The organism is Streptomyces swartbergensis (assembly GCF_002148965.1).
GTDB lineage: Bacteria > Actinomycetota > Actinomycetes > Streptomycetales > Streptomycetaceae > Streptomyces > Streptomyces swartbergensis.
This window is the reverse complement of sequence record NZ_NGFN01000404.1, coordinates 1-7,418: the sequence shown is the minus strand read 5'-3', so window position 1 is coordinate 7,418 and position 7,418 is coordinate 1. Positions and strand designations below refer to the sequence as shown.

Below are 7,418 nucleotides of genomic sequence, written 5' to 3'. Positions count from 1 at the left end.
ACTGCCGCACGGCCTCCACCAGCAGGAACAACCCCCGCATCCCGGGATGCTGAGCCGACAGCCCACCCCCGTCGGTGTTCACCGGAAGATCCCCGCCCTCGACCCGCAGCCGGCCCTTCTGCACGAACGCCCCGCCCTCGCCCTTCCCGCAGAAGCCGAGGTCCTCCAGCGTCACCAGGGTCATGTAGGTGAACGCGTCGTAGATCTCCGCGAAGTCCATCTCCTCCGGCCGTACGCCCGCCCGCTCGAAGGCCAGCCGTCCGCTCACCGCCGCCGGGGACACCGTGAAGTCCGCCCACTCGGACATCGCGGCGTGCGAGACGCACTCCCCGCTCCCCAGTACCCACACCGGAGCGGTACGGCAGTCTCGTACGTACTCCTCCGCCGCCAGCAGCACCGCCGCCCCGCCGTCGGAACGGACGCAGCAGTGCAGCTTGGTGAAGGGGTCGGCGATCATGGGGCCGGCCAGGACCTCGTCCACCGTGACCGGGGTGCGGAACATCGCCTCGGGGTTCAGGGCCGCGTTGGCCCGGGCCTGGACCGCCACCTGCGCCAACTGCTCGATCGTCGTGCCGTGCTCGATCATGTGGCGGCGGGCCGCCATGGCGTACTTGGCGATCAGGGTGTGGCCGTAGGGGACTTCGAACTGCAGGGGGCCGCGCGTGCCGAAGGACAGCGTTCCCGTCCGGCGGCCCGCTCTGACGTCCGCGCGGGCCGTCGAGCCGTAGGCGAGCAGCACCACGCGCGCGTGCCCGGCCGCGATCGCGTCCGCCGCGTGGGCCGCCATGACCTCCCACGTGGAGCCGCCGACGGAGGTGGAGTCGACCCAGGTGGGGCGCAGGCCCAGGTACTCGGCGACCTCGACGGGGGCCAGGGTGCCCAGGCCAGCCGAGGCGAAGCCGTCGACCAGCGAGCGGTCCAGGCCCGCGTCGGCCAGGGCGCGGCGGGCCGCCTGGGCGTGCAGCGCGTACGGGGTCGCGTCATCCACGCGGCCGCAGTCCGAGAGGGCCACGCCGACGACGGCCACTTTCCTCCGGGCAACCATGAATCTGACGGTACATCAGATAATGCCCAGCACAACCACGGCAGGACTCTGGGCATCCCCGGCCCTCCGCCCTAATATGACGCACCGTCAGATGCGGAGGTGGTACCCCCATGGACGCCCGCTTCACCGCCGAGCAGGACGAGATCCGCCGCACCCTGCGCGAACTGCTCCACAAGCGGTGCGGCCCCGAGGAGCTGCGGGCCGCCGTCGACACCCCGGCCGGGCACGACCCGGCCCTGTGGACCGCCCTGGCCGAACAGCTCGGCCTGCCCGGACTGGCCCTCCCCGAGGGCTACGGCGGTGTCGGCTGCTCGGTCACCGAGCTGGCCCTCGCCTGCGAGGAGACGGGCCGGGCCCTCGCACCCTCCCCGCTGCTCGCCACGGCCGTCCTGACCGCCCCGCTGGTGATCACCCTCGGGACCGACGCCCAGCGGGCGGAACTCCTCCCGCGTATCGCCTCCGGCGGGCTCACCGCAGCCCTCGCGGTGCCGGGCCCCGCCCTCGCCACCGCCCTTGGACTCACCGGTCACGACCCGCGTGGGGAGTGGGCCGGTGGCGGCCGGGCCGGGGGCGTCCAGGCCCGGCAGGCCGACGGCGGCTGGCGGCTGTACGGGCAGGCCGACCAGGTCCTCGACGGGCACAGTGCCCGGCTGCTCGTGGTCGCCGCGCACACCGGCGGGTTCGCCCGCTCCCGCGTGCTGCTCTTCCTCGTACGCGGTGACGCCACCGGTCTCACCCGCGTACGGCAGACCGCGCTGGACGCCACCCGTCCCCAAGCCCGTATCCAACTCCGCCACACACCCGCCGAGTTGCTGGGCGGCGCGGACGACGACGTCGTCCCCGCTCTCGCCCGGCTCGGTGACACCGTGGCCGCCTGTCTCGCCGCCGAGGCCGTGGGGGCCGCCGACCGGGTGCTGGAGCGGACCGTCGAGTACGTGGGGCAGCGCGAGCAGTTCGGGCGGCCGGTCGGCTCCTTCCAGGCGGTCAAGCACCGGCTGGCCGACGTGTACGTCCAGGTGCAGGCGGCCCGCTCGGCGGCGTACTACGCGGCCTGGGCCGCCGCCCACGAGGAGACCGTCGGCGGCCTCGCGCTCGCCCAGGCGCTTCAGGCGCTGCGCTCGGCCGCCGCCGAGGGGATCCAGCTGCACGGCGGCATCGGTTTCACCTGGGAGCACGAGGTTCACCTGTACTTCAAGCGTGCCGCGGGCGACGAGCTGCTGTTCGGGCCGGTGCACCGGCTGCGGGCCCATGCCGCCGACGTGGCGCACGTTTTCGAGGAGGCCGGCAGATGAGGGGCGTGCGGTTCGTGCAGAAGGTGTCCTCGGCCCGGGGGTTCGCGCGCGTGGCACCGCACGTCGTCCCGGCCCTCGACAAGGCCGTGCACCGGCTCACGCGCGGAAGAGTGCTGCTCAGTGCGCAGCTCCTGCCGGGCGTGGTGCTGACCTCGACCGGAGCCAAGAGCGGCCTGCCCCGTCGTACGCCGCTGGCCTGTGTGCCGGAGGACGGCGGACGCGGCTGGCTTCTGGTCGGGTCCAACTTCGGGAGGCCGGGGCATCCCGCGTGGAGCCACAATCTGCTCGCGCATCCCGACGCCGACATCAGCTGGAAGGGCCAGGACATCCCGGTCACGGCCCGGCTGCTGGAGGGGGCGGAGCGGGCGGCGGCCTGGCAGGCGGTGCTGGCGTTCTGGCCGCCGTACGCGGCGTATCAGGCGCGGGTGGAGCGGGAGATCCGGTTGTTCAGGATCGTACGAAGGTAGAAAGCGGAGGCAGAAGGCGAAGGCAAAAAGCGCAACAGGCGGCGGTCCACCCGGGTGGACCGCCGCCTGGCAGACAGGACTTGGGTGCGGGGACCAGACAGGGCTTGGGTGCGGGGAAAGGGCCGGGGGCGCCGGGCCGATGGTTACTTCGTCGGCTTCCTGCCCGTGACGCCCAGGTGTACCAACAGCGCGAGGTTCGGCTTCAGTTCGGCCTGCTTCACGCCCCAGGAGGAGAAACCCTTCTGGTGGGAGGCGACCGCCGCGAGCATCGCGACCAGCGAACCGGCGATGGCCGCCGGGTTCACGTCCTTGTCGACCCTGCCCTTGGCCTGGAGCTCGGCGACGGCGTCCGCGAGGGAGTTGTTCACCGAGTTGAGGATCTTCATCCGGAGTTTGTAGAACCGCTTGTCGCCCTCGGCGGCGCCGAGATCGACGACCCGGAGGATCGCGTCGTTCTTGCGCCAGAACTCCAGGAACCCGTCGACGAGTTCCTGTGCCGTCTGCCAGCCGGCCTTGCCGGCCCAGGAGCGGCCCTCCAGGAGCTCGGTCAACGCGGCGCCCTCGGTCGCCATTTGCTCGGCGATCTCCAGGACGGCGCCCTCGACGTCCGGGAAGTACTGGTAGAAGGTCGCGGGCGAAGTGCCCGCCTTCCGGGCGACATCGATGACTTTGACGTCCCGGTACGGGGAGGAGCTGAGCATCTCGCTGAGGCAGTCGAGCAGCTTCTGCCGGGTCGCCTGCCCACGCCTACCGGCCACGCGGCCGTCGACGGTACGCACTTGTCCTGTCATGCCGTCAGCTTACCGAGGCGTGATCGGGGCGCGATTCGGCCGACTGCAAATGGGGTGTAAGGGAGTGCGGGGGCTGGTGTGCCTGGTCTGCGGGGTGAGGCAGTCGCGGTTACGTTGTCGGCATGGCCGAAAACAGGGCATCGGTGTACGCAGAGGGCGTTCCCTGCTGGGTGGACGCGCAGCTTCCCGACGTCGAGGCGGGCAAGCGGTTCTACGGTGAACTTTTCGGGTGGACCTTCGAGGACTGGTTCGGCCCCTTCGCGCAGGCGCTGAAGGACGGTGAACCCGTGGCCGCGCTGGTGCGCAAGATGGACGGCCGGCTGCCCACCGTCTGGACGGTGTACTTCGCGACCCCGGACGCGGCGGCCCTGGCCCGGCGCATCCGGGCGGCCGGCGGGCAGGTCGTCACGGCGCCGGTGCGGGCCGGGGAGCTGGGCGTCACCGCCCTCGTCACCGACCCGGAGGGCGCCGTCTTCGCCCTGTGGCAGCCGGGCGAGCACTCCGGCTTCGGCAGGCGGCACGAGCCGGGCACCTTCGCCTGGGCGGAGCTGTACGCGCGGGACACCGAGGCGGCCAACGCCTTCTACGGCGACCTCTTCCAGGAGGCCCTGTTCGGCCCCGACGCCGAGCCCGACTTCGGCCGCGCCCCCGTCTCCGACGTCTTCCCGGCCGAGATGCCGCCCCACTTCCTCGTCCACTTCGCCGTCGAGGACGTACCGGCCGCGCTGGAGGACGTCACCCGCCTCGGCGGCCGGATCCAGGCCCCGCCTTTCGGGACGTCGTACGGCACGGTCGCCGTCGTCACGGACAATCAGGGGGCGTCCTTCGCGCTGCTGCACCGCTGAGCACCGCTGAGCAGGGCTGATCAGGCAGTGTTTTTTCAGTGTTTGATCGCCTGTGTACGGAGACATCCCAATTGTCACCGGGTTCGCAACCACGGCTCCGGCCAGGAAGAATCGGGGTGCGTGCCGCCATGGCGGTGCGGTGGTGAGACGCTGCACGGGGTCGCGTGGAACATGTGGCTTGGCGCGGCTCGTCCTGGTCGCCGCCGGCCACGTCCACGTGGGCAGCGGCAAGGGCCTCTACACCCTCGACGCGGTCACCGGCACACCCAAGTGGCGCTTCCAGGCGGGCGGGGACATCGTGGGCGCCCCCTCGGTGGCCGAGGGCCGTATCCACTTCGGCTCCACCGACCACCTGCTCTACACCCTGAAGGCCGACGACGGCCGGCTCCGCTGGAAGCTCGCCACCGGCGGCGAGATCACCGGCTCCCCGGTCGTCCGGGACGGAGTGGTGTACGCGTGCAGCAAGGACCGCTGCGTGTACGCCCTGGACGCGGAGAAGGGCACGGGCACGGCACGCACGAGCTAGGGCATGACCCGAGGGCGTCAGTCCCGCAGCTCCGTGAGGAAGGCGAGCAGCGCCTCGTTCACCTCGGCGGGCCGCTCCTGCTGCGTCCAGTGGCCGCAGCCCGGCAGCACGAGCGGCTTCCGGCGCAGGTCGGGCATCGACTCGGGCAGCTTCTCTATCAGTTCGGGCGTGCCCGGGAAGGCCGGGACCAGGTCCCGGTCGCCGTACACGTACAGCGCGGGCGCGGACACCACCGCTCCCTGCCAGGGGGCGGTCAGCTCCCAGTTGCGGTCCAGGTTGCGGTACCAGTTGAGCGCGCCGGTGAAGCCCCGCGCGTAGCTGTCGGTGAGGGCGTCGAGGTCTTCCTCGGTCAGCCACCCGGGCAGCACCTCGGGGTCGGGCGCGTCCGCCAGCCAGCCGCGCTCCGGGTCGACCAGGGCCTGCTCGGGGCGGCCGGCGCCCGGGGCGTCACCGGAGGCGGAGTACAGCAGCTTGCGCAGGGTGGCGCGGGTGTCAGCCTCGAACTCGGCTTCGGCGACGCCCGGCTGCTCGAAGTAGTTCCAGTAGAAGCGCCCGCCGAACCGCTCCCGCATGGTCGTGAGCGGCGGCTGTGCGCCACGGAACGGCGGCGGCACGCTCAGCCCCGCCACCCCGCGCACCACGTCCGGCCGCAGCAGAGCCGTGTGCCAGGCCACCGGCGCTCCCCAGTCGTGCCCGACGACGAACGCCCGCTCCTCGCCCAGCGCGTGGACCAGCCCGACCACGTCGCCCACCAGGTGGAGGATGCTGTACGCGTCCACGTCCTCGGGGTGATCGCTGCGCCCGTATCCGCGCTGGTCGGGCGCGACCACCCGGAAACCGGCCTCGGCCAGCGGCCCGAACTGGTGCCGCCAGGAGTGCCAGGACTCCGGGAACCCGTGCAGCAGCACCACGAGCGGGCCCTCGCCCTGCTCCGCGATGTGCAGCCGTATGCCGTTCACGTCGATCATCCGATGCTCAACCACCCGTCGAGCATACGCGTGTACGGGTAAACGATTTCCTGCCGCAACCGGTACGTCGACGTAACCGGCGTCAACGCACCCGGTACTCCCGCCGCCGCCCCGCGAACAGCCGGGCCTGCCGCTCCCCGGTGAGATTCCCGAGCGCGATGAGGTGCGGCGCCAGCGCGAACCCCTGGCTCCGGCCGGCCTCGGTCGCGGCCCACAGCGCCCGCACGGTCCCCTGCACGGCCTCGGTCGGATACCCGGCGATCACGGCGGCGCACGCCCGCGCCGCCCCCAACGCCTCGCCCTCCGCCACGAGTTCCGACACCAGCCCGACCTCGTACGCCCGCCGCGCCGAGATTCGCTCCGCCGTCCCCATCAACGCCATCCGGGCGACCTCCCCGTAGGGCATGCGCTGCGCCATCAGGACGGACTCGTAGGCGCTGACCATGCCGTAGGTGGTGTGCGGGTCGAAGAAGGCCGCGGTGGTGTCGGCGACCACGAACTCCGCCTCACCGAGCAGGTAGAAGGCACCCCCGCAGGCCATCCCGCGCACGGCGGCGACGACCGGCTTCCACAGGTCGTTGGCCTTCGGCCCGATGCCGAGCAGCGGATCTTCCTGCGCGTACGGCGAGTTCGGCTGCGGCACGACGGTGTCCCGGTCGATGCCCGTACAGAAGGCCCGTTCGCCGGCGCCGGTCAGGACGACGGCCCGCACGGAGTCGTCGAATCGCAACTCCCGCCAGACCCCGGCGAGTTCTCGCGCCATCTCCAGATCGACCGCGTTGAGCCGGTCCGGACGGTTGAGGGTGACGACCGCGACCCCGCTGTCCTCGTCGGCACTCACCAGCACACCGCTCATGACCGCTCCGGAACCCACCGGGGAAGCCCGTCGTCGAAGACGGCCCGCACCCGCGTGCCGATCCGGAGACGGTCCGTGGCAAGGGAGTTGACCGGCTCACCGGGTCCGGCGACGAGGTTGCCGACGAGCCGGATGCGCGGCGCCTCGTCGAGTTCGACGACGACCACGTTGTACGGCGCCAGCTCGGCGTAGCCGGGCAGCAGCGGCGGATGCGGGACGACGTACGACCAGACGCGGCCCCGGCCGGACACCCGGCGCCATTCGGCCTCGAAGGACTGGCAGTGCGGGCAGCAGGGCCGGGGCGGGAAGCGGAGTTCACCGCAGCCGGCGCAGGCCTGGACACGGAGCTCACCCCGGGCGGCATACTCCCAGAACGGGGCGCCGTCGGTGTCGGTGACGGGACGCAGCATCTCAACTCCTCAGGAGAAGGGCGGAGGTGGGCACGCCTTCGCCCGCCGTGACCAGGCAGGCCGACGCGCCCGGCACCTGCGCGGTACTGGWCCCGCGCAACTGCTTCACCCCTTCGTTGACGAGGTTGAAACCGTGGACGTAGGCCTCGGACAGTCCGCCCCCGCCGGTGTTCACGGGCAGCGGCCCGCCGATCTCCAGCGCCCCGCCCTCGGTGAAC

General features: G+C 72.1%; 9 protein-coding genes and 1 pseudogene. 4 read left to right on the top strand and 6 right to left on the bottom strand.

Going from position 1 to position 7,418, the window contains the following annotated elements; translation table 11 throughout:
* The coding region (locus tag CA983_RS38090) for a thiolase C-terminal domain-containing protein (protein ID WP_086605288.1) at positions 1-1,045 on the bottom strand (1,045 nt) is incomplete at its 3' end.
* A 110-nt stretch (positions 1,046-1,155) separates the two neighbouring features.
* Between CA983_RS38090 and CA983_RS38085 the strand changes: the two genes are divergently transcribed.
* Positions 1,156-2,337, top strand: coding sequence for an acyl-CoA dehydrogenase family protein (locus tag CA983_RS38085; RefSeq protein WP_086605287.1), 1,182 nt, complete (start codon positions 1,156-1,158; stop codon positions 2,335-2,337).
* Positions 2,334-2,804 carry a nitroreductase family deazaflavin-dependent oxidoreductase gene (locus CA983_RS38080; RefSeq protein WP_086605286.1) on the top strand — a complete coding sequence of 157 codons (471 nt, stop codon included), beginning with the start codon at positions 2,334-2,336 and terminating at the stop codon, positions 2,802-2,804. The genes CA983_RS38085 and CA983_RS38080 overlap by 4 nt, the downstream gene beginning before the upstream one ends.
* 143 nt (positions 2,805-2,947) lie before the next feature.
* Here CA983_RS38080 and CA983_RS38075 read toward each other — a convergent pair whose 3' ends face one another.
* The gene (locus CA983_RS38075) at positions 2,948-3,595 is read right to left on the bottom strand and encodes a TetR family transcriptional regulator (protein ID WP_167407538.1); all 648 of its coding nucleotides are present in this window, start codon (positions 3,593-3,595) and stop codon (positions 2,948-2,950) included.
* Between the two features lie 122 nt (positions 3,596-3,717).
* Here CA983_RS38075 and kbpA point away from each other — a divergent pair, with 122 nt between their 5' ends.
* Both kbpA and CA983_RS38065 read left to right on the top strand, forming a co-directional pair.
* Positions 3,718-4,440 (top strand): AfsK-binding protein KbpA, encoded by a 723-nt coding sequence (kbpA, locus tag CA983_RS38070; RefSeq protein WP_086605284.1) that lies wholly within the window; start codon positions 3,718-3,720, stop codon positions 4,438-4,440.
* Between the two features lie 190 nt (positions 4,441-4,630).
* Positions 4,631-4,966: pseudogene (locus CA983_RS38065) on the top strand (outer membrane protein assembly factor BamB family protein); the annotation flags it as partial.
* Positions 4,967-4,983: 17 nt separating this feature from the next.
* On the opposite strand, the gene CA983_RS38060 reads toward CA983_RS38065, so the two are convergent.
* The 4 genes from CA983_RS38060 to CA983_RS38045 form a co-directional block, all read right to left on the bottom strand.
* On the bottom strand, positions 4,984-5,934 hold the full coding sequence (locus CA983_RS38060; protein ID WP_086605283.1) for an alpha/beta fold hydrolase: 951 nt from the start codon (positions 5,932-5,934) through the stop codon (positions 4,984-4,986).
* An 82-nt stretch (positions 5,935-6,016) separates the two neighbouring features.
* Positions 6,017-6,790, bottom strand: coding sequence for an enoyl-CoA hydratase/isomerase family protein (locus CA983_RS38055; protein WP_086605282.1), 774 nt, complete (start codon positions 6,788-6,790; stop codon positions 6,017-6,019).
* A complete protein-coding gene (locus tag CA983_RS38050; protein WP_086605281.1) occupies positions 6,787-7,200 on the bottom strand; it encodes a Zn-ribbon domain-containing OB-fold protein in 414 nt (137 codons plus the stop codon). Before CA983_RS38050 ends, CA983_RS38055 begins: the two co-directional genes overlap by 4 nt.
* Position 7,201: 1 nt before the next feature.
* The coding region (locus tag CA983_RS38045) for a thiolase C-terminal domain-containing protein (protein WP_425276502.1) at positions 7,202-7,418 on the bottom strand (217 nt) is incomplete at its 5' end.

Bases quoted from the DNA above. Each gene is read 5' to 3' on its own strand.
- CA983_RS38085 (WP_086605287.1), top strand. From the start codon at position 1,156: ATGGACGCCCGCTTCACCGCCGAGCAGGACGAGATCCGCCGCACCCTG.
- CA983_RS38080 (WP_086605286.1), top strand. From the start codon at position 2,334: ATGAGGGGCGTGCGGTTCGTGCAGAAGGTGTCCTCGGCCCGGGGGTTC.
- CA983_RS38075 (WP_167407538.1), bottom strand. From the start codon at position 3,595: ATGACAGGACAAGTGCGTACCGTCGACGGCCGCGTGGCCGGTAGGCGT.
- kbpA (WP_086605284.1), top strand. From the start codon at position 3,718: ATGGCCGAAAACAGGGCATCGGTGTACGCAGAGGGCGTTCCCTGCTGG.
- CA983_RS38060 (WP_086605283.1), bottom strand. From the start codon at position 5,934: ATGATCGACGTGAACGGCATACGGCTGCACATCGCGGAGCAGGGCGAG.
- CA983_RS38055 (WP_086605282.1), bottom strand. From the start codon at position 6,790: ATGAGCGGTGTGCTGGTGAGTGCCGACGAGGACAGCGGGGTCGCGGTC.
- CA983_RS38050 (WP_086605281.1), bottom strand. From the start codon at position 7,200: ATGCTGCGTCCCGTCACCGACACCGACGGCGCCCCGTTCTGGGAGTAT.